This is a genomic window from Pseudocitrobacter sp. 73, from assembly GCF_008369545.1.
GTDB lineage: Bacteria > Pseudomonadota > Gammaproteobacteria > Enterobacterales > Enterobacteriaceae > Pseudocitrobacter > Pseudocitrobacter vendiensis.
Map to the genome: position 1 here is coordinate 257,715 of NZ_VTZO01000001.1, position 26,042 is coordinate 283,756.

The window sequence follows — 26,042 nt, forward strand, 5'->3', positions numbered from 1 at the left end:
TTATTAACTTTTTATTATCATTTCTTTATGTAACATAACAATCAAATCTGATAGACATATTGAGCCTGAAAAATGGATCTTGATCACAATGTTATGGGCCATCGCCAGTTCAGCACGGCTGTCTTCGGCATGATCGTTTTATCGCTGGGGATGGGAATTGGTCGGTTTTTGTATACTCCCATGCTACCGGTGATGTTGCATGAAGGTATTTTTAGTTTTTCTCAATTATCGTTGATAGCCAGCGCCAATTATGCTGGATACCTCGTTGGCAGCCTTTTGTTCTCTTTTGGTATTTTTGGTGGCCTGAGGAATATCAAGGTGATGTTAATTTCTGCAGCATTGGTCACCGGGTTACTTATTTTTGCGATGGCTGTGATCACGCATCCAGATATAGTGATTGCTATTCGATTTATCGCCGGTGTCGCCAGCGCGGGCATGATGATATTCGGATCGATGCTTGTGCTACAGCATACCCATAATCCCTTTGTTATTGCGTCTTTGTTTGCAGGCGTTGGGGTGGGCATTTTTATAGGCAATGAATATGTTATCGCGGGTATCGCATACGCATTAAATTCGAAGTTGCTATGGATTGGCGCGTCAATCATTTCCGCCGTACTCTTCCTCGCGTTGATTATCTTGCTGCCTGCCAACAAACATGTGCTGCCTCCTCAGAAAACAGCGTCGTCATCCGAGCCGAACATCCAGTGGTGGAATTTAGCATTGCTGTATGGGTTGGCAGGTTTCGGTTATATCATTGTAGCCACTTATCTTCCTTTAATGGCCCGCGGAGTCGGCAATGAATTTCTGGCCAATCATATCTGGTCTATTGTTGGGCTTGCCGTTATCCCCGGATGCTATGGGTGGTTATGGGCCGCACGTAAGTGGAGCATATTGTCCTGCCTGACTATTAACTTAATTGTGCAGGCGAGCTGTGTTGTGATGGCATCGTTTATCCATAGTCCTTTTTTATTGACCTTGAGCTGCATTGGCTTCGGCGCAACGTTTATGGGGACCAGTTCTCTCGTTATGCCTCTTGCGAAAAAGATATCTGCGCCTCAGAAAATTAATCTTCTTGGGCTGGTGACGCTGACCTATGGCATTGGACAAATTGCCGGGCCATTAATCGTGAGTGCGTTTCAAAACAATAAAAACGGCATGACTATTTCAATATTGTCTGGCGCTTGTGCACTATTTATCGCAGCAGGGATTAGCTATGTTCAACACAGCAAAATTAAATACTCTCAAAGTTGGAGCAAAGAATGAAAAAAACAACCGTTGCTATTATAGGAATGGGGCCTCGGGGGCTGAGTATTCTGGAAAGGATTTGTGCTCAGCACGCTCAACGCAAACAGAATGAAAATATTGACATTGTAATTTTTGATAAAAATGCAATGGGGGTAGGTGCGCATAGCCTATCGCAGCCCGACCATTTATTGGTTAACACGGTTGCCTGTCAGATAACATTATTTGGTGATGCAACGGTAAAAAATGCCGGACCTTTCCGTTCAGGGCCTTGTTTTTATCAATGGGCTAATGAACAAGGATATAAAAATGTTGATGGCCGGTATTTAAAAGATGTCGTGGGAAAACCAATTGAAGCCAATGATTATTTGCCTCGTCGATTATTAGGTGAGTACTTAAACTGGTTTTATCACGAAATTATCAACACCTTGCCTGATAATATCTCGGTCACTCAGGTAGATCAGCAGGTCAGCAATATTCTGATCCAGGATGACGCAAAGTCGATCATTGTTTTAGATGACAGCCAGCGTAGGGTGGTCGATTATGTCTATTTGACCACAGGTCACAGTGACAATGTTAAAACGTTTGATGACCATCTGGTTGAACGATTTATTGCCAATAATTATAAAAAGAATGAGCGCCTGGACTACTACGCGACGCCTTATCCAATAATTAATTTAAATAAAATTACAGCGCAATCGAATGTGATTATCCAGGGCATTGGCCTTACTGCCTATGATGTCATTTCGCAGTTAACTATTGGCAGAGGGGGAAGATTTAGCCGGGAAGAAGGTGAGCTTCGCTATCACCCTTCGTGTGAGGAACCGGGTATCTTTATCTACTCACGTCAGGCTCTACCATTTAGCAGTCGCGGTGCGAATCAAAAAGGCGTCTCCGGCCAGTATTCACCACGCTTCTTAACGGCAATGGCTGTCAGAGAGTTACGGGTGAAAAATGTGTTTGAGAAGGGCTCTTCGAAAATTGATTTTATTGAACAAATATTCCCCTTACTGCATAAAGAAATGTGTTATGCCTACCGTTCTACCCTAAACGGGCAGTGGTTAGATGCAGTTTCTTATGAACCAAGTGCTGAAGACATTGCGGTAATTGACAGTGTGCTTTACCCACATCAATCGCAGGAGCATCTGAGTTTAAAAGATTATACGCAATGGTTTATGTATTTCCTGCGTAAGGATCTACAGGAGTCTGAGCAAGGCAACGTCCATGGCCCGATCAAAGCGGCGACAGATATTATTCGTGATGTCAGGGATATTTTGCGAGAAGCGATTGATAATTCAGGACTTGACTCACGTTCACATCAATACTTCCTTGAGCATTTTAATCCGATTTTTAACCGTATTGCCGTTGGCCCGCCAAAGTTAAGAAATGAACAATTATTAGCATTAATGGAAGCGAATGTAGTGTGTCTGGCTGGTGGCAAAGACTCAAGATTAGTATTGAACGACTGCGAAGGAAAATTTGAAGTTCATTCAACGTTCAAAGAAGAGAGTACTGAGATTCAGGCTGATGTTTTAATCAAGGCGAAAATTGCCAGTTTTTCGCCATTACATGACGCTTCACCGTTAATCAGAAATATGACAGCCAATGGTATTGTTCGTCCATTTATGAATGAGGGATACCATCCGGGTGGGCTGGATATCGATCAATGCCAGCATCCCATTAATCGCATGGGAGAAGCGCAGACGACTTTTTGGGTGCTGGGCAACCCTGCGGAAGGCGCGAATTTTTACACCTACGTCCTGCCGCGTCCGCTGGTAAATTCACGATTCCTGGTCGATGCTGGCCGTTGTGTCGCTGATATGTATCATCAAATGACGTTGCGCCATGTTCAGCCTGAGGTGGCGATAAATGCAGACTGAGCAAATTCAGGCCCGTGGCACGGCGTGGCAATCATTGCAATCCACATTAGCGATAACGTCGTTAATGGTGTTTCTGTTCGCGTGTGCGCTGACGGAAAAATTTGAGTGGATGTCGGCTATTGCGGTGGTTACCGCTGTGCTCTATTTCGCATCTACATTTGCGTTTTGGTCAAAAAAATCATCCGCCAGAAGTGGTGTTATTATTTTTCTTGGTTCGATGATTTTTATTCTTGCCACTAACAATCTGAAAGGCATTGCGCTTCCTGCTGTTTTTTCGCGATATTTTGATGTTATTTTACTGCTTGTTGGTATTGCCTTATTGCGACAAGTGATGGCTTCTCTGAATTTCACGGCTGTCATGGGGGCTTACTTTTCGCGTAAAAAAACATCGAACATGACCTCCTGGGTGACGTTACTAACGGCTTTCTCAACATGGCCGATGAGTCTGGGGGCGATATCATTACTGCTTGATGGCCTTAAGTCAGTTATTGGGCCAAGATTTAATCTGGCAAAAATTATTACCCGAACCGTATGCATTACGATGGTACTGATGCCAACGACCATCGGCGCTGCCGCTGTTTGGGCGGCAATGCCTGACGTTCCGCATGTTAAGGCAATGCTGGTGGGTATCCCTCTCTTTTTATTCAGTATCTTGCTAAACCAACGCGCTAAAGTGACGGTTATTGCTGAGAAGGAGACGGTGAGACCCAACCGTGAAGCGATGCGGTATATCATGCTGTGTGTAGGTCTGTTCTGGGGAGTATTCATTTTTTCACTAACGGTACTGAATCTCAATTCACTGCAAAGCATTGCCTTCACAGCCGTCGTACTCTTTATCATCGATCACCTGGTTAAAAAGGATAAACCCTGGGCTGAGCAATTAACTGAATCGGCACAGAATATATCCGGTGAAGTCTTGTTGCTTTTAAGCTGTAGTGTGTTGACCTCAGTTTGCTGGCTGCTTTTTGCGCATGTGCCTGACACCATCACGGCTTATGTTCACGGTCTGACAACATTGCAGTTCTACGCGATTATTTTGTTTATCGTACCGCTTTTTGGTTTATTAGGTATCCATCCCCTGATTATCTTTAGCGTCGCATGGTCGATATTTTCAGACTATTTGACAGGCAGTATGGTTGATTATCAGATATGGATTTGTTTATTTATTGCAACTCAACTTATTTCTCCCGTGTCGATAAATGCAATTTTCGCGGCAAACAGCCTGAATGTTTCACCCAGTCAAACCAGCTTTAAAATGCACTACGGTTATGTTTTATCGTTTAATCTCTTTGCACTTGTTTATCTTGGTGCAATGTCAAAAATCATCTAATAACAGGAGTTAACATGCCCTACGTAAACATCAAAATTACTAATGAAGGTGCTACCGTTCAGCAAAAGAAACAATTAATGGAGGGGGTCACACAACTGTTGGTTGATGTTCTGAATAAAAACCCCAGCACAACCATTGTGGTCATTGATGAGGTAGAGACTGACAACTGGGGAATTGGTGGTGTGCCAGTGACGGAGTTGCGTAAAAACAGCAAGTAAAGCGTTAAAAAAGTAAGGAGCGTGTCTCCTTACTTTTGCTTACAGATCAACAGTATAAAAGAACCTGCAATATCACTTATTGTCGGGTATGCATTTCATACCTTATTAATAGACTGCTCAACCTATTGTTTTTAAGGACGTTAGCTATGCACGCTTATCATCATATTCGTCTGGGGAAATCGTCTGCGAAAGTAAAAAATAGCTTTGCTGAGTTATTACCCGATCCGTGGCTGAAAGCTGAAGATGGCATCTTTCGATTCAGAAGTTATATGCAGGCCAAAGCCGGGCGTGAAAAGTATTTCGATCTGTGCGCGGCGGGAGAGTTTTTCCAAACAGAAAAGCTGAATCATTATGCCGGTGGTATTGCCAGAAAATATCCTGAAATAAAAAAAGATGTGGCTGAAGAAGTGATGAATCTGGTTTTTCGTAAACTATTGCCACTACTTCCTGACACAAATTACAACATTGGTATTCATCAAATTAGAATCACTACAGATGATCGAAAGCCAGGATACCCAGCGCCAGAAGGTATTCATAAAGATGGTTTTAAGTATATTGCAATTTACTGCAGTGAAATTGAGAATATAACAGGTGGAGACACCACACTGATCCCTAATCATGATGGGGGCAATGATGCATCAACATTTAAACTGCATGCGGGTGATGCAGTAATATTCAATGATGTGAATTATCAGCATTATACCGCGGCAGTGGTGCCTTTGTTACCCGGGAAGGGTTATCGGGATGTTTTTGTGATTACGTTTGATATTGAAGGGGAAAAACAATGAATATTTTACTGTGCCCACCAAAGATTATTTTTCAGCACTCACGGGAAGAGTGGCAATCATTACAGACAGTGACTCCGGTTCTGATTGCAACCTGTGCAAGCCAGACTGATAATATTCTTAATCATATGGGAGAAGGTTTTTCTTTCCTCTTTTATGAAAACTTTAATGACAATCCCTTCGTGGAAATGGATATTTACCACTACGCTCAGGCGAATAAAGCAACGGGTATCTTTTTCCTCGCCGAAATTGATGTGCTAAGGGCCGCGAGAATCAGCGATCGTCTGGGTTTAACCCACGACCGTGAAAAGAAAGCCATGTTATTCCGTGATAAGTTTATGATGAAATCGCTTGTTCAGTCTCATCACTTACCGGTTCCTGCCATGGCGCGCGTCGACAGTGCAACTGCAATTGCGCGATTCATCACTGAACAAGGTTATCCCTGTGTGATCAAACCTAATGATGGGCGTGGGTCGCAGGGTGTGGTGGTTCTCAAAAATGAAGGGCAGCTCTATAAATATCTGGCACAGGTTAAGCCGCCAGAGTATCACAATCTGCTTATTGAAAAATTTGTTGAAGGCGAAGCCTATCAAATTAACGCGCTGTATTTAAAAGGGAAGCCGATATTTGTTTCCGCCTCTCGTGCAACGGTCTCCTGCCTGGATTTTCTGTCCGGGAAAACGTTGGGTCTGGTGATGGAAGATGATACGCCGTTGCACCGTGAACTGATTGCCTACACCAAATATCTTGCTGAAGAGGTTTTTCCAACGGAAGAAAATGCGTTGCTTCATCTTGAGGTTTTTGTCGATAAAGATAACAACATCATTTTTGGTGAGCTTGCCTGCCGTTTAGGCGGCTGCTTTGTCAATGAGGAATTAGGTGCCGCTTTTGGTCTTGATCCTCGTATGACGTGGCTTAAAGCGTGTTTATGCGAAATCTATCCGCAGGATATGTCGCAAAGGCAACCCGTTCTGCGGGTTGGTCAATTAAATGTGCCGCCTGCGCAGGGCACGCTTCTTTCGATTGCGGAAAAATGTCCGTTACCTTTTGTGGTTAAATATCAGGCAACAGGTATCGTCGGCCGGCAATATGACATGATGAAGTTAACAAATGGCGAGATCGTGAGTGCTATTGTTAAAGCGGAATCCAGCCGAGAAATCAAAGAACGTCTTGATGCATTGACCCAGTGGGTTACTGAAAATACCCTTTGGGTTAACGAAACCGTCCACTGAATATTCGACATTCCCGGTAACCAGGAGAAAAGGTGTATGAAATTGCTGGTAGGCTTTGTTCTTTGTCTCCTGGTCGGGGTGGGTTTTACCTGGTGTCATGTTCCGTTAGGTATGATGTTTGGTTCCCTTATTACCGTTCTGGTGTTAAAACGTACCGGCCTTTCTGTGCCAGTGCTTCCCGGCAGCATGACGGTGATTCAACTCTCTCTTGGCACCTCGATTGGTCTTTTATTTCGCGATTTTTCCTTTGGGGCCCAGGAAAACATCGCATTTTTACTGCTGTTGTTATTGCTGTGCTTATCCCTGCAATTTACTGCGTGCTACTTATGGTGTATTCACCGATTACGCTGGAATAAACAAGAGGCCCTATTGGGTGCCGTTCCGGGGGCAATGGCAGCGGTTTTAGCGTTGGCTTCTCATATTAAAACACCGCCGCAAAAAATTATCATTTCGCACTCACTGCGGCTCATCACTTTGACGTTGTTTGCCGGATACATTACTGACGGCGCACACACCAGTATGGTCATGCCGCCTGTATTGTTTGCCACAACGAATGTACTCTGGTTATTGGGCATTGTCTTCGCGGGCTACGCGTTAGGCAGGTGTCTTGAGCGCTTTCATTTTCCAGCGCCCTTTATGATTACGTCGTTATTATGTGCGGCGATCCTGCACCCTTTGTCACCTCAGACGGTAATGTTCCCTGATATTATAAATCAGTTCAGTATGGCCTTAATGGGCATATTGTTGGGGCATCATTTTATTGCATTTACGTTGATGGCCTTTTTGCGTCACCTCTGGTCCTCAATACAGCTGATTGCTATTGGGCTGGGCGTGACGGTGGTGATGGCATTGACTGCGGCGCATATGCTGGATTACCCCTTCTATTTATTAATGCTCTCCTGGGTTCCCGGAAGTGTGGAGTCGATGTCCTTTGCGGCACTGGCACTTAACGCGAATGCCAGTTTTGTGATGGCCAATCACATCATTCGAATGTTGCTCATCCAGACGATTCCGGCGATTGTTATTTATCGAAAAAAAGAAGTTATTCAGGGTAATAGCGCTAAAATGCGTAAACCGACGAAGCCACTTTAGGGTTTTGCTCATGACCGAGTTGAGGGAATACGCTCATGCTTAAAGAAAACTTCAATGAGCTTCAGTTTTTTCTCGCCGTTGCGCGAGAACGTAGCTTTACCAGGGCGGCGGGTAAACTTGGCGTTACGCAGTCTGCACTCAGCCATGCCATAAAAGCGCTGGAGGCCCGGCTTAACATTCGTCTGTTAACACGAACCACCCGTAGCGTGGCGCCGACACAGATGGGGGAGCGAATCATCGCCTGCCTTGAGCCACGGCTTTCCGAACTGGATGAAGAGCTTGAACAGCTCGTACAACTCAGTGGGGCTACGGCGGGAAATATCCGTATCTCCGCGGGTGAACATTCTGCCAAATGTCTGGTGTGGCCAAAACTGAAACCGTTTTTACGCCAGTATCCTGACATTAGCGTTGAGCTGGTGGTGGATAACGGTTTCGTCAACATTGTGGAAGGGCGCTTTGACGCCGGTGTGCGCCTGGGCGAAAGTGTCGATAAAGACATGATCGCCGTGCGCATTGGTCCCGACGTTCGCCTGGTGGTTGCCGGTTCGCCGGACTATTTTGCGCGGCATGGCGAACCGCAAACGCCGCACGATCTCCAGCATCATCGCTGCATCAATATGCGCCTGCCTACGGCGGGCGGGGTGTATCACTGGGAGTTTGAAAAGGCGGGTAAGCAGTTAAAAGTGAAGGTAGACGGACAATTAACGTTTAATACCATTGCTGAACGAATCGACGCTGCTGAGTCGGGATTTGGGCTGGCATTTATTCCTGAGGATAGCATCCGCCAGGAAATAGCCGACGGACGGTTGGTCACTGTCTTATCCGAATGGAGCCCCGCTTTTTCCGGATATTATCTCTATTATCCCAGCAGAAAACAGCATCTACCTGCATTTGCATTACTCATTGATGCACTCAGATATACTGAAAATCTTAAAGATGTTGAGCGCGTTTAACGCGCTCCGACCATTGCCTGCTGAATCACCGGGATCGGCGTCAGCAAATGCTGACGCATTAACTCACTGGCGCGTGCCGCATCGCGCGCCAGTATGACCTCGGTCAATTGCTGATGCTGGTCATGTTTATCTTCCAGCATTTCCACGGACAGCACCGTTCTGCGCAGCCAGATAAAGCGATAGCGTGCGGCCAGGTCAAATAACCGTTCACGCATTTGCAACAAATAATGCGAACCACAGCCCGCGACAATCGCCGTATGGAATGCCTGATGGCGGCGGTCCCACTCATCAAGCATATTTTCACTGGCGTCATTGGCTTCCAGCTTGCTGAGCATATGCGCGCGGGCAAGGATTTCGGCCTCCCAGGCGTCATCGCCGCGTTCGATGGCCAGGCGCACCAGCATGGCTTCCATGTTGGCGCGCGCATCGAAGATGTCGAGCAGCTCCTTTTCCGACATGGAAGCGACGTTGTATCCTTTCTGATTAACCACCGTCACCAGCCGCTCTGCCACCAGTTGGGAAAGCGCCTCGCGCAGTGGCCCTACGCCAAGGCCGTAGCGAGCGGTGAGCAGGCTCATGCGCAGCTTTTCATCCGGTTGATAAACGCCGCGAATAATATCGTTTTTCAGCCAGCGATAGCCATCAATGGCCGTTGGTTGAGGAATAGCGGTCATGGCCTTGCTCCTGTGTAATAATCCCGGCTTGCGCCGGGATAACAATCTATCGGGTATTGTGTAGTGGCGTTTTTTGCCACAATACCAGCTTTTTCCAGCGAGCCATAATTGGCACGGTACAGATAATCCCTATCGCTAATAAGCCGGTGGAGATCACTTCTAACTGTTGCGCCGGGCGGAATAGCATCACTACCAACACAAAGGTAATAAAGCCAATGACCAGCCAGGTGAGCCACGGGTAAAGCCACATTCGCAGGCGAATTTCGCTTCCTTCTGCTCGCAGGATTTTGCGCATTCGTAATTGCGAAACGGCGATGACTAAATAAACCAGCAGGGCGATAGCGCCGGAGCTGTCGATCAGAAATTTAAACACTTTCGCCGGTGCGTAATAGTTAACCACCACCGTTAAAAACGCCGCGCCGGTGGAGAGTAACACCGCCACATACGGGGTTTTACTGCGGTTGATTTTACCCATTACCGCGGGAGCATCACCGCGACGGCTTAAGGAGTAGAGCATTCTGGAAGCGGTATACAGCGCCGAGTTCAGGCAACTGGTTACGGAAAGTAATATCACGCAGTCCATGATTAATTTCGCATGGGGAATATTGAGCAATTCCAGAACCGAGCGATAAGATCCAACGGCTTTCAGCCCCGGCATATTCCACGGAATTAATGCCACGACGACAAAAATAGAACACAAATAGAATATAGAGATACGCCAGATAACCGAGTTGGTGGCGCGGACAATGTGTTTTTCTGGCGTGTCGGATTCCGCGGCGGCAATGGTGACAATTTCTGCGCCCATAAACGAGAACATGGTGATCAACATCGCGCTTAATACCGCACCGAAGCCATTGGGCATAAAGCCGCCGCTATCCCACAATCTTGAGATCCCGCTCACTTCGGCATAAGGGTAAAAACCGCTAATTGCGACTGCGCCAAGGAATATAAACGCCAGAATGGCAATGACTTTGCACAGCGCCAGCCAGAACTCAAATTCGCCGTAGTTTTTAACGCTTAATAAATTACTGCCAGTTAAGGCGAGGGTAATGACGAGGGAAAATAACCAGATGGGAATGCCTGGAACCCACGAGTGCAGGATCATGGCGGCGATGTTGGCTTCCAGCGGGATAACCAGTACCCAAAACCACCAGTACAGCCAGCCGATGGTATAACCCGCCCAACGGCCAATAGCTTTATCGGCATAGGTGGAAAACGAACCCGTGTCGGGCGTGGCAACCGCCATTTCCGCCAGCATCCGCATAATCATAACCACCAGTAATCCGGCGAACAGATAGGCCAGTAATACCGCCGGGCCCGCTTCGGCGATGGCGACGCTGGAACCGACAAACAGACTTGCGCCGATAACACCGGCAATAGACAACATGGTGACGTGGCGTGATTTCAGCCCGCCGCCTAACTCATGTGGTTGCGATGATTGCCCCATCCTGAATCCTCTCGAAAGTGTGTCACTTGGGAGAGCGCCCCGACATTTCCCGCGTCGGGTCACGCGTGTAATTGTTATTGGTTCTTTTTACCGGAGAGCGGCTCCGCCTTATCCGGCCGACATAGATTTATTTCTGTTCACGTACTGATTGTCGGATGCGGCGTAAACGCCTTATCCGACCTGGATTCTCGTAGGCCGGACAAGACGCGAAGCGTCGCCTCCGGCATGGTGCGCCGAATGTCGGATGCGGCGTAAACGCCTTATCCGACCTACATTTCCGTAGGCCGGACAAGACGCAAAGCGTCGCCTCCGGCATGGGTGCGGTGCTACTGCTTCGCCTCATCAAAACACTGGCTAATGATCTCCAGACCCTGACGGATCTGAGCATCTTCAATAGTGAGCGGGACAAGGATGCGCAGCACGTTGTAATACGGGCCGCAGGAGAGAAGAATCAGGCCTTTATCGCGGGCGCGCGCCACGATATCGGCGGTGAGTTTGGCGTCCGGTTTACTGTGATCGCCACCTTCAAACAGCTCGATAGCAATCATCGCCCCCAGCCCGCGAACGTCGCCTACCTCCGGGTGTTTTTCGGCGATCGCCAACAATCCGTCTTTCAGTTTCTGCCCCAGATCGTTGGCTTTTTGCAGCAGATTTTCCTGTTCAAACACCTTCAACACTTCCAGCGCCGCGACGCAGGCAATCGGGTTACCCGCATAAGTGCCGCCTAAGCCGCCCGGTGCGACAGCGTCCATCACTTCGGCGCGCCCGGTGACGCCCGCCAGCGGGAAGCCGCCCGCGATCGATTTCGCAAAGGTGGTGAGATCAGGTGCCACGCCCATTTGTTCCATCGCAAACAGCGTGCCGGTACGCCCCGCGCCGCTCTGCACTTCATCGGCAATCAACATGATCCCGTGCTCGTCACACAGCGCGCGTAAACGCTGCATAAATGCAGGTGTCGCGGCGTAGAAACCGCCTTCACCCTGAACCGGCTCAATCACGATGGCGGCGATATCTTCCGGCGCAGCGTCATTTTTGAAGATCCGATGAATACTGGCGATAGCGTCATCTTCACTGATCCCGTGCAGCGGGCAAGGATAAAGCGCGCGATAAACATGGCCCGGCATCAGGCCCATGCCAGCAGAGTACGGGTTCACCTTACCAGTCAGCGCCAGCGTGTAGTGCGTGCGCCCGTGATACGCGCCGCTAAAGGCGATGGTGCCGCTACGTTTGGTGGCGGCGCGGGCGATTTTCACCGCGTTTTCCACCGCTTCAGAGCCCGTGGTGACCAGCAGCGTTTTTTTTGCGAAATCGCCCGGCACCTTCTGATTCATAATCTCGCACAGCTCCAGATACGGCTCGTAAGCCAACACTTGGAAGCAGGTGTGCGACAGTTTTTTCAACTGCGCTTCCACCGCCGCAACCACTTTCGGATGCAGGTGCCCGGTATTGAGCACCGCAATCCCGCCCGCGAAATCAAGATACTCACGGCCTTCAACGTCCCACACCCGGCAGTTTTCTGCGCGATCAGCGAAAATCGGGTGAATTTGCCCAACGCCACGGGGAATCGCCTGACTGCGGCGTTGCATTAACTCTTTATTGCTGCTCATTCGCGTTCTCCAGTTAAAGACCGATGCACATGTATTTGATTTCTAAATAATCTTCGATGCCATACTTCGAACCTTCACGACCCAGCCCCGAGGCTTTTATGCCGCCGAACGGGGCCACTTCATTGGAAATAATGCCGGTATTGATACCGACGATGCCGTATTCCAGCGCCTCGCCCACGCGGAAGACGCGGCTTAAATCACGGGCGTAAAAATAGGCGGCAAGGCCAAACTCGGTGTCATTGGCTTGCGCAATCACATCGGCTTCATCTTTAAAGCGGAACAGCGGGGCGAGGGGGCCGAACGTCTCCTCTTTCGACACTTTGGCGTTGGCCGGAACATCCACCAGAATGGTCGGCTGGAAGAAGTTGCCGCCTCGTTCATGCGCTTTGCCTCCGCAAACCACGCGTGCGCCTTTCTCCAGCGCATCGGCGATATGCTCTTCCACTTTTGCTACCGCTTTTTCATCGATCAGTGGCCCAATGGTGACGCCTTTTTCCAGCCCTTCACCGATGTGCAGTTTGCTCACCGCCTGCTGCAATTTTTCGGCAAAGCGGTCATACACGCCGTCCTGTACATACAGGCGGTTGGCGCAGACGCAGGTTTGCCCGGCGTTACGGAATTTCGAGGCCAGCGCGCCTTCCACGGCTTTATCGAGATCGGCATCGTCAAAGACGATAAATGGCGCGTTACCGCCCAGCTCCAGCGACACTTTCTTGATGTCTTTCGCGCACTGTTCCATTAACTGACGGCCAATTTCGGTCGAGCCGGTAAACGACAGCTTGCGCACCAGCGGGTTGCTGGTCAGTTCGTTACCGACCGCGCCCGCCGAACCGGTCACCACGTTAAATACGCCAGCCGGAATGCCCGCGCGAATCGCCAGCTCTGCCAGCGCCAGCGCAGAGAACGGCGTCTGACTGGCGGGCTTCAGCACCATCGTGCAGCCTGCCGCCAGCGCCGGACCGACTTTGCGGGTAATCATCGCCGCCGGGAAGTTCCACGGCGTGATAGCGGCGGTAACGCCAATCGGCTGCTTGATAACAATCAGGCGTTTATCGGCCTGATGACCGGGAATGGTGTCGCCATAAATACGCTTGCCTTCTTCGGCAAACCACTCAATAAATGAGGCGGCGTAGCTGATTTCGCCTTTCGCTTCCGCCAGCGGTTTGCCCTGTTCGAGGGTCATCAGGCGCGCTAAATCGTCCTGATGTTCCATCATCAAATTGAACCAGTTGCGCAGAATGTTGGCGCGTTCTTTGGCGGTAAGGGCACGCCAGGCGGGCAGGGCGCGGTTGGCGGCGTCGATAGCGGCGCGGGTTTCATCTGCGCCCATTTTGGGTACGCTACCCAGCTTGTCGCCGTTTGCCGGATTAGTGACCTCGATGACTTCGCCATTGTTGGCGTCCAGCCACTCCCCGTTAATTAACGCCTGCTGGCGAAATAAGTTACTGTCGTTCAGTTTCATCGCTACATCCTGTTTTCAAAGGTTATTGATTAAAGGCGGCGTGTAAGGCATCCACACTACGTGCCGCTCGCAGCGTGCGTCCGGGGTTACTCTGGCTTGCCAACAGCGTTTGTACCTTGCTGACAATATGCGCACCAATAGGAATTGCTGATGTCGCTGCCGGGGAGGGCGCATTGCAGGTGTGGATCGTGCGCGGGGTGGTGACAAACAGAAAATCGTCAATCAGCTTGCCGTCCGGCGATACTGCCTGCGCCCGCACACCGGCGGGCCAGGGCTGGAGATCGCTTAACGAAAGCCCGGGACAATACTTTTGCACCAGCCGCAGATAGCCGCTTTTGCACAGCGAGTTTTTCATCTCGCCCAGTCCTGAGCGTAGATGGTTTTGCAGCACCCGGCGAATCCCCGACGAGCCCAAAATCTCCAGCGTGTCGCTAAATGAGAAGTCGCGCTTTCGATAGCCTTCGCGTTTGAACGCCAGCACCGCGTTTGGCCCGACGGTCACGCTGCCGTCGATCATACGAGTGAGATGCACGCCCAAAAACGGCATTGCCGGGTCGGGGATGGGGTAAATCAGGTGGTTAACAATCTGGTTATGCTCCGGGGCAAGGCGGAAATATTCGCCACGGAACGGGCAGATGATAAAGCCCGGTTCGAGTCCGAGCATTTTCACCAGCCGGTCAGCCATCAGCCCGGAACAGCTAATCAGCGTCGATGCTTCATATTCACCGCCCTGACGGGTCCGTATCACCACGCCGTTTTTATGCTCACTGAGAGCGCTGACTTCGGCGTTATAAATAATTTCACCGCCTCTGGCCTGGAAGATTTTTGCCATCGCCGCCGTTACTTCGCGGTAGCTGACGATGCCGCTGGACGGCACAAAAATGCCGCCAAGCCCGGTGATATTCGGTTCGCGCTCGCGCAGTTCCTCGGCGTTTAACCACTCGCGCTCGATACCGTTCGCCGCCGTGCGTTCCCATAAGCCGCGCATCCGTTCCATTTCGAGTTCAGACGTGGCGACCAGCATCTTGCCGCAGTTGTCGTAGCGAATGCCGTTTTGATCGCAAAAGGCTTTAGTGGCGCGGTTTCCCGCCAGGCAAAACTGCGCCTTCAGGCTGCCGGGCGTGTAATAGACCCCGGCATGGATCACGCCGCTGTTGTGGCCCGTCTGGTGACAGGCCGGGCCGGACTCTTTTTCCAGCAACGCAATGCGGGCGTCCGGATAGACATCAATCAGTTGCATGGCGGTCGACATGCCGATGATGCCGCCGCCAATAATCACAAAATCATACATCCGCTCAATTCCTTTGCGCTTACTGATGCGTCTGGTAGTGGTGAGTGGCGTAAGCGAAATAGCCACGCTGGCGCATCAGTTCACGACGCAGATCCGGATGTGCGGTAAAGCGGTCGCGACCGTGCAGCCAGAACAGATTGTTAATCAACAGGAATTTGCCAACGGGAACGGGCACAGAAAGTATGCCTTTGCTGGTTTCAATGGCGTCCGAAAGCTCGCTCAACCACACGCCTTCTTCGAAGTCTTTCGGCTGGACGAACTGGTCTATATAGCGCATCACCGGGCGGCCCTGCTGATCGACGTCGAACACCGGATGGAAAACATCTTTGCTGACGTTTTTGCTCGGCGGCGCGGCGAAACGCATTGGGCGACGCGCCAGCGGGTGGCGGAAATAGTGGTCCAGATGTTCCCAGTCATCAAGATGCAGCAGCAGCGAGTTGCCGCCCTGCATGTTTTGTTCGTCGATTTTCATCATCAGCACGTAATCAGTGATCTCTTCGACGTAGGTGCCGTCGTTGTGCAGCTCCATCACACGATGCGGCTGACGCAGATAGCTGTCTGAGTTATCGACATTTTTCACCACAAAACGCGCGTAATACTGACCACTCATAGCGTCGAAATTTGAACGACCAATCAGATGCGCTACCGCCGTCGCCAGCTTCACCATCTCATCTGCCTGCGCGACATCATCGACACCTACCGCATTAATTAACAGCGCACCTTCAGCACGGTTTAGCAGCGTCTTCAACAGCAACGGTTGCAGCTGATTCGCACACAAATCATCAAGAATTTTGCCTACCCGAAAACGCAGAAACGATTTGTACTCCAGCGCCTGCACGGGCCATTCGGCAACCTGCTCGAGAAACTGTTTGGTCGTCTGTTCGGTGAAGGTGAGTTCCAGCAGACGCGGGGATTGCGCCGACGGGATGAGAGTGAATCCGCTATAGTCCTGGCCTGAATCGACAGCGTTGTTTTGTACGGCGGTCAGTGCATTCATCAGAAGCGATCCTCTTATGGGTTTGAGAGAGTGGGTGATGCTCATTTCGTAGCCATAAGTAAAAAATATCTACATTTTTATAAAATGTGCACAGAAGGGTCGATTTGTTTCATTTTTGTGATCAGATTGAGCAAAAATTAAACATCTTATTTGTGTGGGTATGTGGTGCCGGATAACAGAGTTACCCGGCTATTGGGGGAGGGAAATTATCTCGGCATCAGGGCAAATACACCCCAGCCGATGTATTCACGTGTACGGCTGACGTGGCGTAGGGGGGCCGCTGATAACTCTGCCCGCGCCTCGGGGGCAAAGTCATCGTCGGGATTTTCCGTCAGCCATCGGCGTAACGTGAGCCATTTTGCGGCTTCATAGCGATCCCAGCCTTCTTGATCGGCCAGCACCATTTCCACTACATCGTATCCTTGCTCTGCAAACAGACTGACCAGCTCCGGCAGCATTCTCAACTCCGCCAGCGCGGAGAGACCACACTCTGTCACTACCTCTGGTGATTCTGGCAGGCGACGCCAGTAGGGCTCGCCAACCAGCATCATCCCGCCGGGTTTGAGGCTCTGGCGCAGAAGATTCAGGGTACCTTCTACACCCCCGGCTATCCAGGTTGCGCCAATACAGGCGGTAACATCGCATTTTCTATCCGCAACGAAACCCGCAGCATTGTTGTGAATGAACGTAACACGGTCGCTTACCCCCAGCTCAAGTGCACGTGATTTAGCCTGTTGAGTAAACAATGGGCTCAAATCGATTCCAAGACCGGTAATGTGATGATCGCGTGCCCAGGTGCAGAGCATTTCTCCCGACCCGCTTCCAAGGTCGAGGATTTGCATCTCCGGCATCAACCCGATCACTCTGCCCAGCGTGGCATATTTTTCCGGAGTGAAGGGATTGTGAATGCGGTGAGCGCTTTCGCTGATCGTGAAAATACGTGGAATATCCATAGGTTTGCTCCTTGCTTAACGGTTATCCAGTTGGGCGCGAACGTTCTGCAACCCGGTGGTGTTGATACGGTAAGGTTGCCCATTGACAGATTTAATCAGTTTTTTGGTTTTAAGTTTTTTGAAGACGGCGAGGGTACAGTCGCTGAGCAAAAGCCCTTCGCGGCTATAGCATTCGACGGAAGTTACGCGGCCAGAGGAATCGCGAACGTGCGCAATTCGGCCACCTTTGGCGAGAACGTGTAAGGTACGTTGTTCCTGACGGGATAAATTCATACTGGTGAACCTGTTAATCATCATGTGCAAAACGTGCAAACACACAGCGGTGTCCGCATTCGATTTCGGCGCATTGATAATCAGCCCGGCCTGAAAAGGTCGAGTGACTGATTATCAGATGATTACATTCTCCAGCATCAAAGCCTCGGTATGAGTTGAAAGATATTTACAGCGTGAATGTTAACACGCAGGTTTTACAGGGGAATCGGGGATGCTGGATTGTGTGAGGGCGATCACGCAAGAGAGCGCGTTGATGTCTGCTGCATATCCCTCGAAGTGAAGAACTCAATTGTATTTTCAAATTAGGTAAAAATGCTTTATGGCCTAACAGGTAACGCTATGCTGCCTTCAGGTATCGCGATGATATGAAAGGAAGCCTATGAAGCCACCCGCCTGGTGTTTTTTGGTATTACCGTTCCTCTTTTCACCGTTTGTTAATGCGACTGAAAAAAACGACTATTTCAAGCGCATAAGCTTTCACTCACCCACCAATTCCGGTTTTCGCACCGCCACTATTCTAAGCGCCGGGTTTACCGGGGCCACGGTCACCATGAGCAGCAACCATGAAGCGCTCAATCTGAACGATGTTGTCTTTAGCGTTGCCCATGACTGGCTCGATATTCGACCGCACCAGGAAGGGCGCGTGACGCTGGTGATGAAACGGCAGCCACAGGAACATGAACTTGCCAATACGTTGACGCTGCGCAACCGTAAAACGGGCAATACGCAGCACTATCCTTTCATTGTGAATACCTGGCTTATCGGTGAGGGCACGGTTGATAATAATTTCGCTACCGCCCGCGAACGCTGTCAGCGAATGGGGGGACGCTTGTTAACGACGCGCGAATTCCGCGAGGTTTCAAGAAAATGGTTTGGCTTGAGTCACGGTCAACTGAGCGAAAGGTATCCGCTGGCTCGTCTCTTCCATCCACAGGCGCAGGCTGGAGGCAGTTTCTGGGTGCATGAGGCGAAAGCGTTGCACCTGCATACGGGGATTAAAAGTCATCAGCGAGGGATTAATACGGTTTGTCGGTATAATTATGCTGGTGCGTTGTAGGTCTGGGCTGGAACTTTTGAGTATGGCAAAGAAATTTTTCAAAAAGAATCGTATTACCAAATTAAGTGGCACTGGCAGTGTACGCATAACCAAACTGTTGAATGCCATCCTTCCTGCGGGTCCAAAGGTTGATAGCAGCGGCCTCATGTTAGAAATTAAGCGTCAACTTGCCGTTGGTAAAAATGAGGAATATATCCTCCGCAATGTTCCTAAATCCGTTGCTTATGCTCGCTATCTTAAGGCGCAAGCCTTCACCGAAAACTATCGAGAATTAACGCGGGAAACACTGGAGAAAGCGAAGGCCAAACGACAGCAGGTTGAGGTCCACCAACATGAAAATGAGCAGCTGGAACAGGAACGGCGTTTCCAGATTGTTGAATGCCATAAAGATGAAGCTCTGCGCCTTGCCAGTGGCGGGGGGATTGAAAAGGGTGTGCCGTATTCGAAACAGCTCCACGAATGGGTGAGTGGCCTTCGGAATCAAGGTCTTCCAGTACAGGAAATCACCGCGGCTATTCTCTCCTCATCCATTTTTGAAAAGTACTGCTTCCGGCGTGATGCTGTCGGGAAAATCCAAAAGGGGAAAAAAGCCGCTGCTAAGGCTGAGGACTTGCAGCGTTTGGAGGATCTACATAAAGCGTCACGCCTTCGCCGTGAAGAAGAAGAGCGGAAGGCTAATAAAAAACGCATCAATGATGAAGCCAGCCGTGAAGATATCCACGAAAAATTGCGCCAGATTTTACCGACGCATCTGCTGCTCGAATTCCGTCTACAGTTCCGCGGCACCGCTGAAACTATACTCGAAAGCGCCCGTGATTTTATGGCTGCACGTGTGCATAAACAGGTACAGTCAGCACCAGTCAGTCAGCCTATCGAACTGATAGATATGCAACAACCGGTAGCACCCATTGCAGAACTTCCTGTGAAGCCTAAACGAGAAGGCAATAAAGCGGAGATCATCACTCGTCCTGATCAGGTTGAATTCACCGAGACAGTACGTCTGAACTGTTTTAATTGTTGCGTGATTTCCGGTGTTCGCACACGCCAGCGCACGGAAGCGGCTCATCTTGTGGAGCACTGCAATGACGGTATCGACCATTACACTAACGGGCTGCTTATGCGCGTTGACCTGCATCGCTTGTTTGATGCGGGCCTGATGGCGATTAACCCAGAGACATTGACCGTTCACTTTGACGCGGGAGTTCTGGCAGATGATCCCGACCTGGCGCAATTTGCAGGTAAGCTCATTGCTGATACCCAGCGTCCGATTAACCCGGTTTACCTGCTGGCCCGCTGGGCGGAATTCAGTCAGAATACAGCGTGAAGGGGCTGGCAATAACGAACACTCTTGTTTTTAAGCTGTTAGAGGTTGATAGGCTGCTTTTTAGCGAGGAGCACACATTAGTTTGAAATGAAACCAAATTTGTATGCCGAAAGTGCTTTAAAAATGACTGGCTTGTTTAAGTGAGATCTTACTAAGTATCTAGTAAGATCCTGTTAAACCTAAATGTAATCACCACACTGCCGGTAATTCTACTTAATGTACATAAGTAAGCCAATTTCATTTATGCACCAACGATCTAACGACAAGGAATAATTAGATGCCAAGTAAATCAATAAAGGCGATAGTTCAGGAAATCAACAACGATGAAGCCGATGGTGGTGGGCTTTGGCTTCCAAATATCCAGAGGCAGTTTGTGTGGAATACAGATCAAATTGCCCGCCTTTTTGACTCGGTGATGCGCCAATACCCGTTGTCTTCAATGCTTTTCTGGAAAACCCGCGAAGCGATAAAGCATCGGAAGTTTATACAGAACTTTAATGGTAGTAAGGTTGATTTGAAGGATCATTATCATCATGGTAAAACGAAGGCAAAATGGCTCGTGCTGGATGGCCAGCAGCGTTTGCAGAGCTTCTATCTGGCATTAAAAGGGAGTATCGACGGTCAGGTATTGCATTTCGATTGACTGAGTGGTGAACCAGCGAGCAAAGAAGAACTACGTTATCGCTTTGAGTTTAAGGATGTATCTTGTACTGGTTGGCCGTGGATGGCAATGTCCGACATTATCTACCCCAAGAAATTGCCTGAGTAGATACTCAGCCAGCGCCTCAAGGAAGAAGGACTGGAGCTGAGTAGTGAAGAACGTGAGCTGGCAACGATTAACCTAAGCAGAGCGCGTATGGAGTTCAGTAATGAAGGGGCTTTGTTATATCATGTAATTGACAGTAGCGACGATGAAGGCGATCTCACCTTTGACGATGTGGTTGAAGTTTTTATCCGCGCTAATTCAGGCGGTACGCGTTTAAGTAAATCAGACCTGATGTTTACTCTGCTTTCCACAGAATGGTCTGAAGCAGATGTGATCTTTGAGGAGTTTCTGGAGCAAATTAACGATAATGATCGCTTCAACTTCTCTCGTGATTTTCTCATCAAGCTGAGTACTACTATTCTGGGATACGGCGCTAAATACGATGTGGATAAATTACGTGACGATGAAGTCCGCAGAAAAATCAGTGAGAACTGGCCAGAAATAGCTAAAGCGCTGCTCTTTGTAAAAGGTGAAATCGTCAGTAAAGCCTATATTCGTACCGGAAAAGCTCTTACATCATATAATGCACTTATCCCATTAGTATATTTGCAGTATCATTTCCCCAAGAAACTCGAGAAATCACAAGCCTTAAAACAGTATCTGATACCTGCGCTTCTCAATGGCGTATTTTCCGGTCAGCCTGATGGCATCATTGATAAACTGGTGAAGCTAATTGAAGAGCAACAAGGATTTGATGTTAAAAAAATTCGTGCTGCTATTGTTTCATCCAACCGGAGCCTGAATTTAACTGAGGAGCGTCTCTTCGACTGGTGCGGCTATGGCAGCGGACATATCCACCTTCTGTTCAACATGTGGTATGGAAGGGAATACAAATCCTCTGGATTCCAGCACGAACCGCAAATTGACCATATCTTCGCACGTAGCATTCTGAAAGCTCAGAAGGAACTTAATGAAGAAACCGGTCGCCAGATCCGAACCTACGAGAACTGGGAAATTGACCAGTTAGCAAACTGTATGCTTTTGCCTGCGCATCAGAATGGCTCAGGTGATAAAGGTGCACAACCACTCGAACAATGGCTGAAAAATCAATCAGCTGATTTTTTAGAGTTACATTGCATTCCCTCTTCACCTAAAACACTCTGGAAAACTGAAAATTTCAGACGCTTCATCGAAAAGCGCAAACAACTGATCCACGAACGTATTGCTGAAATTGGCCTGCTGGAAACTGAGGAGTAAATTCCCTGAAATACATGGGCCTGAATGTACTAGAGTTAAATAGCCCAAATTTGCCAGGTATTATTGTAGAAGGTAATAGCCTGGCATTCCCCTATACGTTAAGGCCATCCCTTGACCCGCCATCTGTTGATTAAAATATGGTGACGCACTCAACATTTTCCACTGGCATGAAGCAGTCAAGTTCCTGATACCCAAAGTCTGCTATGAGCGAGGTGCGGACTTAAGGCTGTGGAACAGAGTATGATCTATTCCACAACATACAACCACAATGAATTTAACTGATATCTCTTACAGGAAACCACCCTGTTCCTTTAGATGCCTTGATAACGCCCCAAAGTTTGTCTGGAATAGATAGCTCTGGCACGAATTTGGGATCAAGTACTGTCTGAATTTCATCACTTCGACCTAATTTAGCCAAAGAAACCCACTCAGGGTTAATAACTAACCCTTTTCCTACTGCGACAAGAGGAAGTCCTAAGGAAAGCGCTTCCAGCGCCTGTTCAGGGGTGCGCACTTTACCCGCAGCAATCACCGGAACCCTCCCGGCAATATGGTTTAATAGCAATTCGATAGTTCGCAGCCCTTTTGAATTCTCAACGGGATAGCTCTCGTTAATACTCATCAGAGAGGTGTGTATATAGGAGACACCGGATGAGATCAAACGATCCAGTAGCTTATAAGTGTCCCCTAACCGCAATCCCCCCTCGGCAGACTCTTCAGGGGAAATTCTGTAGCCAATGACAAAAGGTTTTGTCGCACATTCGTAAACTGCGTTTTTAACTTCCTGCAATACGGCTAGTGGGAAACGCATACGATTCTCAAGCTCGCCTCCCCATCTGTCGGAGCGATGATTAAATAGGGGGGAGAAGAAATTTTGCAGGAGAAAACCATGCGCGCCATGAAGCTCCACACCATCGAAACCGGCTTTAATCGCTCTTTTAGTCACATCACCAAATGCCTGAATTGTTGCCTGGATTTCGTTCTCCGTCATTCCCCTGCTCAGGGTTTTACCACTATTGAAATCACTAGCGTGGTCGTTTGATGCACTGGCGCTTAAAACATCACTATTTGGTACAAGTTCAGGAAGCGCCTTGTTGCCAGCATGAAAAATCTGAAGAATGGCCGGTGCACCGCCACTCTTTGCCGCAGTAGCCAATTTTTCAAGACTGTTTATGAATCGATCGTCATACGCTGCAAACTCATCGGTAAATCCGATACCACTTGGCGTAACGTAGGTACACCCGGTAATTACCAGTCCAACATCCCGCGAGCGTCGTTCATAAAATGCCAGCTCTTGATCAGATATCGTCCCGTCAGGATTTGCTGACCATGTGGTCATAGGGGCCATTATAATACGGTTACGTAATTCTATGTTTTCGCCCAAGGAATAAGGGGCGAATAATGATGTAAATTTGTTTTTCATGATATTATTCCGGTTGGGTTTTATTTGTCAGAAGATGCTCGTTATGGAAGTTAACTATTTAAATACGGATTACATAAATTTAGGTTTACTTCCATGAGTGCCTGGTTTGTTCAAACCAATATTTTTATTAACCATTTGCGATGGGGTGTTAATGATTTGGATAACCTGATCAGCTACGCTCTTTCTGGAAACTTCTGTTCCTTTAAATTGTTCATCTTTTTGTGTGACCTCATAATCAACTTCATTCTCATCTGTCAGCCAGGCGGCTCTGATGATGGTATAGTCGAGGTTTGATGCTTCCAGAATGTCAGCAGCTTTCCTGTAGCGAGGGAAATACTCTCCAATGGTTTTATTGTTCCACTCACCGAAAGCGCCTGGCACTTCATCGTAAATTCCAAGGGTATTAATACTGATCACTCTGGTTACGTTATTTTTTTTCATTGCTGAAGTAATGACTTCCATCTGTTCGTCCACATTTCCAGCAAGGTTTGCATAAACAATATCTTTCCCTGCTACAAGTTGGTCCATGAGCCTCTGGTCTGACGCATCACCAATGATAATTTCGGAATTTAGAGGTTCATTCCCTTTTATTTTTATTGGGTTGCGATACAACAATGTCATTTTAATATCAGTTTGAGTGGATAGCATATCTATCACCCAACGGGCAATTTGCCCATTGGCGCCTAAAACAAGCACATTTGTCATTTTTATGTCCAGGATAGTCATCAAATTGTAAGTGGGGGGTAATTCCCCCCCATGTCAGCACTTATAAATGGGTTTTGTAGAAAGGGATGAGTTTATCGAGCGCCTGTTTGACAGGTTCTGGTTTGTCGTAGAGGTCATAATGAGACCAGCCTTCAACGACGACAAGTTCTTTATCTTTGGAAGCTGCCCGACCAATAATTTCACACCCATCACGATACGCTCCAAATGCACCAACTTTGTCTCCTACTACAACCATCAGCGGCTGGGTTAAGAGAACTTCTGACAGATGAAATGCATCCCACCCCACGGCGACAGTTTGATGAGAAAATAGCGCCCGGTTAACCCCATTTGGCGCATAGCCTCTCGGAGAACGGTAATATTCAGTTGCACCAAACAAGTCTGTTTCTGTCAATCCTGCTGCAACAGCAGCCTCCGGTGATGGTGGCAACAAATCATCCACACGAAGCTCAGTTCCACGAGCCTCTGCGGTTCTTTGCTGTGCCATTGCTTCGAGCGCACCAATCGGGTCGAAGGCTGTAAATCCTTCACGCATAAGACGACCATAATTTGCGCCAGTGACGGCACCAATGGCCTTAATTCGACGCTCAGTCATTGCTGCATTAATGGCGTAACCACCTCCGCCACAAATACCCAGCACACCGATACGATCTTCATCGACGTAAGGCAGCGTCACCAGATAATCAACCACAATACTGAAATCTTTAACCCGCATAGAAGGATCTTCCAGATAACGTGGTTCTCCACCGCTACTTCCCTGGAAACTGGCATCAAACGCAATCACTACAAACCCAGCTTTTGCCAACGCTTCGCCATATACGCTACCTGACGTTTGTTCTTTACAACTTCCAATCGGATGAGCACTGATGATTGCTGGATATTTTTTTGTCTCATTGAAATCAGCAGGGAAATAGATGTCAGCAGCTATATCCCAGTATGTGTGTTTAATCGAAACAGTCTTCATTGCAAGCTCCAGGGATTTAACCCAACAGGTTTAACGGGTAATGCTGTTTACACCGAGTGGCGCTCATGGCTACGCTGCGGAGTGAGTAAATAGTAGAACTTGTATTGGTTATCATCAATAACCTAATATCTACCACAGTGTTAAGCCAAGGTTTACAAAAAATGAAAATAGAGCCTTCCATTCTGCCTTCTCTTGCATGGTTTGCGTTGATTGCGCGCTCAGGCAGTTTCTCGAAAGCGGCCTCGGAGATGGGCATCACACGGGCAGCATTATCCCAGAACTTAAAAGCGCTTGAGGAACGACTCAATACCAAGCTTGTTTATCGAACCACTCGTAATATGTCGTTAACAGAAGAAGGGCAGCGTCTTTACGATGTGTTGATATCCGCATTTGGGCAGATTGATGATGCTCTGAGAGATGTCGGTGATACCCAGCTGGAACCTACGGGTTTACTAAAAATTAACTCCTCTCGTGTTGCGGCAAGGATGCTTGTTGAGCCACATATCAGTGAATTCCTGCATCGTTATCCGAAAACACAGATAGAACTGATCATGGATGATGGATTGTCTAACATTATTGCTGAAGGATGTGATATCGGCATCCGCCTGGGGCAGAGTCTGGCAGAACATATGACGGCAGTACCTGTCTCTCCACGGATAAAACTGGTTACAGTGGCATCACCAGACTATTTACAAAAGAACGGTATTCCACAAACGCCTCAAGAGCTTTGCTATTACAATTGTCTGCGATTACGACATAAAAGTAGTGGGGCGCTTCCATCATGGGAGTTCTCACAAAAAGAAAATAATGAAGAGTTCGAAATTGAAGTTTCAGGTGGATACGTTACCAACGACGATGAAAGCATGATTCGTATGGCCGTCAATGGGACTGGCATCATTCAACATTTGGATTTTGCGATAACAGAGCAAATTAACAAAGGTCAGTTACAACAAATACTTGAGGACTGGTCTATATCATTCCCCGGATTCTATCTCTATGTATCATCACGAGTAAGAATGCCTTCTAAAGTTCGTGCATTCATAGATTTCATGGTCGAGAAGCGTTTGAGAGATTGATTAAACACTCTGGCATATATCCTTGTGCTACGTTTAGCGCCAAGGTCCGCTTTTGGCACGAAGCAGACATCCCCAA

At 48.5% G+C, this 26,042-nt stretch carries 24 protein-coding genes; 13 read left to right on the forward strand and 11 right to left on the reverse strand.

Features of this window, described 5'->3' with window-relative positions:
- The first annotated feature begins 72 nt into the window (after positions 1 to 72).
- The 8 genes from F0Q32_RS01075 (at position 73) to F0Q32_RS01110 (ending at position 8,732) form a co-directional block, all read left to right on the forward strand.
- The gene (locus F0Q32_RS01075) at positions 73 to 1,263 is read left to right on the forward strand and encodes an MFS transporter (protein ID WP_149461588.1); all 1,191 of its coding nucleotides are present in this window, start codon (positions 73 to 75) and stop codon (positions 1,261 to 1,263) included.
- Positions 1,260 to 3,122 (forward strand): FAD/NAD(P)-binding protein, encoded by a 1,863-nt coding sequence (locus F0Q32_RS01080; protein ID WP_149461589.1) that lies wholly within the window; start codon positions 1,260 to 1,262, stop codon positions 3,120 to 3,122. The genes F0Q32_RS01075 and F0Q32_RS01080 overlap by 4 nt, the downstream gene beginning before the upstream one ends.
- Positions 3,112 to 4,452 carry a hypothetical protein gene (locus tag F0Q32_RS01085; RefSeq protein WP_149461590.1) on the forward strand — a complete coding sequence of 447 codons (1,341 nt, stop codon included), beginning with the start codon at positions 3,112 to 3,114 and terminating at the stop codon, positions 4,450 to 4,452. The genes F0Q32_RS01080 and F0Q32_RS01085 overlap by 11 nt, the downstream gene beginning before the upstream one ends.
- A 14-nt stretch (positions 4,453 to 4,466) precedes the next feature.
- Complete coding sequence (locus F0Q32_RS01090) at positions 4,467 to 4,670, forward strand: 4-oxalocrotonate tautomerase family protein (RefSeq protein ID WP_149461591.1); 204 nt, start codon at positions 4,467 to 4,469, stop codon at positions 4,668 to 4,670.
- 146 nt (positions 4,671 to 4,816) lie between these two features.
- Positions 4,817 to 5,458, forward strand: a complete 642-nt coding sequence (locus F0Q32_RS01095) for a 2OG-Fe dioxygenase family protein (protein WP_149461592.1) — start codon at positions 4,817 to 4,819, stop codon at positions 5,456 to 5,458.
- Positions 5,455 to 6,687 carry an acetyl-CoA carboxylase biotin carboxylase subunit family protein gene (locus F0Q32_RS01100; protein ID WP_149461593.1) on the forward strand — a complete coding sequence of 411 codons (1,233 nt, stop codon included), beginning with the start codon at positions 5,455 to 5,457 and terminating at the stop codon, positions 6,685 to 6,687. Before F0Q32_RS01095 ends, F0Q32_RS01100 begins: the two co-directional genes overlap by 4 nt.
- 36 nt (positions 6,688 to 6,723) lie before the next feature.
- On the forward strand, positions 6,724 to 7,779 hold the full coding sequence (locus F0Q32_RS01105; RefSeq protein WP_149461594.1) for an AbrB family transcriptional regulator: 1,056 nt from the start codon (positions 6,724 to 6,726) through the stop codon (positions 7,777 to 7,779).
- A 35-nt stretch (positions 7,780 to 7,814) separates the two neighbouring features.
- Entirely contained in the window at positions 7,815 to 8,732 is a 918-nt protein-coding gene (locus tag F0Q32_RS01110) for a LysR family transcriptional regulator (RefSeq protein ID WP_149461595.1), read from the forward strand.
- Here F0Q32_RS01110 and csiR read toward each other — a convergent pair.
- The 8 genes from csiR to F0Q32_RS01150 all read right to left on the reverse strand — a co-directional run bounded on the left by csiR (position 8,729) and on the right by F0Q32_RS01150 (position 17,436).
- Positions 8,729 to 9,406 carry a DNA-binding transcriptional regulator CsiR gene (csiR, locus tag F0Q32_RS01115; protein WP_149461596.1) on the reverse strand — a complete coding sequence of 226 codons (678 nt, stop codon included), beginning with the start codon at positions 9,404 to 9,406 and terminating at the stop codon, positions 8,729 to 8,731. The genes F0Q32_RS01110 and csiR overlap by 4 nt on opposite strands.
- Positions 9,407 to 9,452: 46 nt before the next feature.
- Positions 9,453 to 10,853 carry a GABA permease gene (gabP, locus tag F0Q32_RS01120; protein ID WP_149461597.1) on the reverse strand — a complete coding sequence of 467 codons (1,401 nt, stop codon included), beginning with the start codon at positions 10,851 to 10,853 and terminating at the stop codon, positions 9,453 to 9,455.
- Positions 10,854 to 11,179: 326 nt separating this feature from the next.
- The gene (gene gabT, locus F0Q32_RS01125) at positions 11,180 to 12,460 is read right to left on the reverse strand and encodes a 4-aminobutyrate--2-oxoglutarate transaminase (protein WP_149461598.1); all 1,281 of its coding nucleotides are present in this window, start codon (positions 12,458 to 12,460) and stop codon (positions 11,180 to 11,182) included.
- 13 nt (positions 12,461 to 12,473) lie between these two features.
- Complete coding sequence (gene gabD / locus F0Q32_RS01130) at positions 12,474 to 13,922, reverse strand: NADP-dependent succinate-semialdehyde dehydrogenase (RefSeq protein ID WP_149461599.1); 1,449 nt, start codon at positions 13,920 to 13,922, stop codon at positions 12,474 to 12,476.
- A gap of 22 nt (positions 13,923 to 13,944) precedes the next feature.
- Entirely contained in the window at positions 13,945 to 15,213 is a 1,269-nt protein-coding gene (gene lhgO, locus F0Q32_RS01135) for an L-2-hydroxyglutarate oxidase (protein ID WP_149461672.1), read from the reverse strand.
- A 19-nt stretch (positions 15,214 to 15,232) separates the two neighbouring features.
- Positions 15,233 to 16,210: a glutarate dioxygenase GlaH gene (gene glaH / locus F0Q32_RS01140; protein ID WP_149461600.1), complete on the reverse strand. Its 978-nt coding sequence runs from the start codon at positions 16,208 to 16,210 to the stop codon at positions 15,233 to 15,235.
- A 206-nt stretch (positions 16,211 to 16,416) separates the two neighbouring features.
- A complete protein-coding gene (locus tag F0Q32_RS01145; RefSeq protein WP_149461601.1) occupies positions 16,417 to 17,163 on the reverse strand; it encodes a cyclopropane-fatty-acyl-phospholipid synthase family protein in 747 nt (248 codons plus the stop codon).
- A gap of 15 nt (positions 17,164 to 17,178) precedes the next feature.
- Positions 17,179 to 17,436 (reverse strand): YjhX family toxin, encoded by a 258-nt coding sequence (locus F0Q32_RS01150; protein WP_015964995.1) that lies wholly within the window; start codon positions 17,434 to 17,436, stop codon positions 17,179 to 17,181.
- 379 nt (positions 17,437 to 17,815) lie between these two features.
- Here F0Q32_RS01150 and F0Q32_RS01155 point away from each other — a divergent pair, with 379 nt between their 5' ends.
- From F0Q32_RS01155 to F0Q32_RS01170, 4 genes are all read left to right on the forward strand, one after another.
- Entirely contained in the window at positions 17,816 to 18,493 is a 678-nt protein-coding gene (locus F0Q32_RS01155; protein ID WP_149461602.1) for a hypothetical protein, read from the forward strand.
- A 22-nt stretch (positions 18,494 to 18,515) separates the two neighbouring features.
- Complete coding sequence (locus F0Q32_RS01160) at positions 18,516 to 19,817, forward strand: HNH endonuclease signature motif containing protein (protein WP_188016805.1); 1,302 nt, start codon at positions 18,516 to 18,518, stop codon at positions 19,815 to 19,817.
- A 277-nt stretch (positions 19,818 to 20,094) separates the two neighbouring features.
- Positions 20,095 to 20,460: a DUF262 domain-containing protein gene (locus tag F0Q32_RS01165; RefSeq protein ID WP_149461604.1), complete on the forward strand. Its 366-nt coding sequence runs from the start codon at positions 20,095 to 20,097 to the stop codon at positions 20,458 to 20,460.
- A gap of 213 nt (positions 20,461 to 20,673) precedes the next feature.
- A complete protein-coding gene (locus F0Q32_RS01170; protein WP_149461605.1) occupies positions 20,674 to 21,780 on the forward strand; it encodes a DUF1524 domain-containing protein in 1,107 nt (368 codons plus the stop codon).
- A 274-nt stretch (positions 21,781 to 22,054) separates the two neighbouring features.
- On the opposite strand, the gene F0Q32_RS01175 is transcribed toward F0Q32_RS01170, so the two are convergent.
- The 3 genes from F0Q32_RS01175 to F0Q32_RS01185 form a co-directional block, all read right to left on the reverse strand.
- Positions 22,055 to 23,203, reverse strand: a complete 1,149-nt coding sequence (locus tag F0Q32_RS01175) for an NADH-dependent flavin oxidoreductase (RefSeq protein WP_149461606.1) — start codon at positions 23,201 to 23,203, stop codon at positions 22,055 to 22,057.
- A gap of 69 nt (positions 23,204 to 23,272) precedes the next feature.
- Positions 23,273 to 23,908 carry an SDR family oxidoreductase gene (locus F0Q32_RS01180; protein ID WP_149461607.1) on the reverse strand — a complete coding sequence of 212 codons (636 nt, stop codon included), beginning with the start codon at positions 23,906 to 23,908 and terminating at the stop codon, positions 23,273 to 23,275.
- 61 nt (positions 23,909 to 23,969) lie between these two features.
- Positions 23,970 to 24,890 (reverse strand): alpha/beta hydrolase, encoded by a 921-nt coding sequence (locus F0Q32_RS01185; protein WP_149461608.1) that lies wholly within the window; start codon positions 24,888 to 24,890, stop codon positions 23,970 to 23,972.
- Positions 24,891 to 25,051: 161 nt separating this feature from the next.
- On the opposite strand from F0Q32_RS01185, the gene F0Q32_RS01190 reads away from it, so the two are divergent.
- Positions 25,052 to 25,966, forward strand: coding sequence for a LysR family transcriptional regulator (locus tag F0Q32_RS01190; protein WP_049157789.1), 915 nt, complete (start codon positions 25,052 to 25,054; stop codon positions 25,964 to 25,966).
- The last annotated feature ends 76 nt before the right edge of the window (positions 25,967 to 26,042 follow it).

What these genes read in the sequence shown, in the direction of transcription:
- F0Q32_RS01075 (WP_149461588.1), top strand. Translation starts at nt 73, where the DNA reads ATGGATCTTGATCACAATGTTATGGGCCATCGCCAGTTCAGCACGGCT.
- F0Q32_RS01080 (WP_149461589.1), top strand. Translation starts at nt 1,260, where the DNA reads ATGAAAAAAACAACCGTTGCTATTATAGGAATGGGGCCTCGGGGGCTG.
- F0Q32_RS01085 (WP_149461590.1), top strand. Translation starts at nt 3,112, where the DNA reads ATGCAGACTGAGCAAATTCAGGCCCGTGGCACGGCGTGGCAATCATTG.
- F0Q32_RS01090 (WP_149461591.1), top strand. Translation starts at nt 4,467, where the DNA reads ATGCCCTACGTAAACATCAAAATTACTAATGAAGGTGCTACCGTTCAG.
- F0Q32_RS01095 (WP_149461592.1), top strand. Translation starts at nt 4,817, where the DNA reads ATGCACGCTTATCATCATATTCGTCTGGGGAAATCGTCTGCGAAAGTA.
- F0Q32_RS01100 (WP_149461593.1), top strand. Translation starts at nt 5,455, where the DNA reads ATGAATATTTTACTGTGCCCACCAAAGATTATTTTTCAGCACTCACGG.
- F0Q32_RS01105 (WP_149461594.1), top strand. Translation starts at nt 6,724, where the DNA reads ATGAAATTGCTGGTAGGCTTTGTTCTTTGTCTCCTGGTCGGGGTGGGT.
- F0Q32_RS01110 (WP_149461595.1), top strand. Translation starts at nt 7,815, where the DNA reads ATGCTTAAAGAAAACTTCAATGAGCTTCAGTTTTTTCTCGCCGTTGCG.
- csiR (WP_149461596.1), bottom strand. Translation starts at nt 9,406, where the DNA reads ATGACCGCTATTCCTCAACCAACGGCCATTGATGGCTATCGCTGGCTG.
- gabP (WP_149461597.1), bottom strand. Translation starts at nt 10,853, where the DNA reads ATGGGGCAATCATCGCAACCACATGAGTTAGGCGGCGGGCTGAAATCA.
- gabT (WP_149461598.1), bottom strand. Translation starts at nt 12,460, where the DNA reads ATGAGCAGCAATAAAGAGTTAATGCAACGCCGCAGTCAGGCGATTCCC.
- gabD (WP_149461599.1), bottom strand. Translation starts at nt 13,922, where the DNA reads ATGAAACTGAACGACAGTAACTTATTTCGCCAGCAGGCGTTAATTAAC.
- lhgO (WP_149461672.1), bottom strand. Translation starts at nt 15,213, where the DNA reads ATGTATGATTTTGTGATTATTGGCGGCGGCATCATCGGCATGTCGACC.
- glaH (WP_149461600.1), bottom strand. Translation starts at nt 16,210, where the DNA reads ATGAATGCACTGACCGCCGTACAAAACAACGCTGTCGATTCAGGCCAG.
- F0Q32_RS01145 (WP_149461601.1), bottom strand. Translation starts at nt 17,163, where the DNA reads ATGGATATTCCACGTATTTTCACGATCAGCGAAAGCGCTCACCGCATT.
- F0Q32_RS01150 (WP_015964995.1), bottom strand. Translation starts at nt 17,436, where the DNA reads ATGAATTTATCCCGTCAGGAACAACGTACCTTACACGTTCTCGCCAAA.
- F0Q32_RS01155 (WP_149461602.1), top strand. Translation starts at nt 17,816, where the DNA reads ATGAAGCCACCCGCCTGGTGTTTTTTGGTATTACCGTTCCTCTTTTCA.
- F0Q32_RS01160 (WP_188016805.1), top strand. Translation starts at nt 18,516, where the DNA reads ATGGCAAAGAAATTTTTCAAAAAGAATCGTATTACCAAATTAAGTGGC.
- F0Q32_RS01165 (WP_149461604.1), top strand. Translation starts at nt 20,095, where the DNA reads ATGCCAAGTAAATCAATAAAGGCGATAGTTCAGGAAATCAACAACGAT.
- F0Q32_RS01170 (WP_149461605.1), top strand. Translation starts at nt 20,674, where the DNA reads ATGGAGTTCAGTAATGAAGGGGCTTTGTTATATCATGTAATTGACAGT.
- F0Q32_RS01175 (WP_149461606.1), bottom strand. Translation starts at nt 23,203, where the DNA reads ATGAAAAACAAATTTACATCATTATTCGCCCCTTATTCCTTGGGCGAA.
- F0Q32_RS01180 (WP_149461607.1), bottom strand. Translation starts at nt 23,908, where the DNA reads ATGACAAATGTGCTTGTTTTAGGCGCCAATGGGCAAATTGCCCGTTGG.
- F0Q32_RS01185 (WP_149461608.1), bottom strand. Translation starts at nt 24,890, where the DNA reads ATGAAGACTGTTTCGATTAAACACACATACTGGGATATAGCTGCTGAC.
- F0Q32_RS01190 (WP_049157789.1), top strand. Translation starts at nt 25,052, where the DNA reads ATGAAAATAGAGCCTTCCATTCTGCCTTCTCTTGCATGGTTTGCGTTG.